Raw genomic sequence first — 891 nt, 5'->3', positions numbered from 1 at the left:
GCTGGTGCTCGGCGGCATGCATGGTGACGAGCTGTCATCGACCTCGGTCGCCCTGCACTGGCTCGCCCTGGCACAGAGCCAGCCGATGGATCTGCCGCAGCCGGTGCACTGGCGCTTCATTCCCGCGCTGAACCCGGACGGCCTGACGGCGCGTCCCCCGCGGCGGGTCAACGCCAACGGCGTCCACCTGAACCGCAACTTTCCCACCCCGCGCTGGGACCGCGAAGCGCCCTTCTACTGGGAAAAGCGCACCCGCAAGGACCCGCGCCGCTGGCCCGGCCCTCGCCCGTTGTCCGAGCCGGAGAGCCGCTACCTGCACGACGAGATGGCGCGCTTCAAGCCGCACCTGATCGTCAGCATCCACGCGCCCTTCGGCGTGCTGGATTTCGACGGCCCCACCGTGCCGCCGGCGCGTCTGGGACGGTTGTACCTCGACCAGGTCGGCATCTATCCGGGCTCGCTGGGCAACTACGGCGGCGTGCACAAGGGCGTGCCGGTGGTGACGGTGGAGCTGCCGAACGCCCAGCGCACGCCGCTGAATGCCGAGATGCGCCAGATGTGGATCGATCTGCTGCGCTGGATGAGCGAGCGCGTTAATCAGGGGCTAGGCGAGCACCCGCGGTGAAAAACTGAATCAACAGTGCCTTTCCCCAGCGTGGAGGGGTCGCCGTGCGCTATGGATTCGTGAGTCTTCCGCAAGCGCTGCCGTTGCGCTCACTCGGCCGCCCCCTGCTTCAAGCGCTCGCTGCGCCAGTACACATCGTCCCCGACGCTGCCGTCGCTGCGGTGGCGGTTCAGCACCCGGGCCAGCACGAACATCAGGTCGCTCAAGCGGTTCAGGTACTGGCGGGGCGTCTCCTTCAGCGCCTCCTCGTTGCCCAACGCCACCAC

Annotated in this window: 1 protein-coding gene and 1 pseudogene; one reads left to right on the top strand and one right to left on the bottom strand. The window is 68.2% G+C overall.

Translation table 11 applies throughout. The annotated features are described in order from the left end of the window. Positions 1 to 625: M14 family zinc carboxypeptidase (locus ACMUOY_RS20230; protein ID WP_413894526.1), on the top strand; the 625-nt coding region annotated here is incomplete at its 5' end. An 89-nt stretch (positions 626 to 714) separates the two neighbouring features. Here ACMUOY_RS20230 and ACMUOY_RS20225 read toward each other — a convergent pair. Then, a pseudogene (locus ACMUOY_RS20225) lies at positions 715 to 891 on the bottom strand (ATP:cob(I)alamin adenosyltransferase); the annotation flags it as partial.

Source organism: Candidatus Skiveiella danica, assembly GCF_022705245.1.
GTDB lineage: Bacteria > Pseudomonadota > Gammaproteobacteria > Burkholderiales > Burkholderiaceae_C > Skiveiella > Skiveiella danica.
This window is presented reverse-complemented; position numbering and strand designations above follow the sequence as displayed.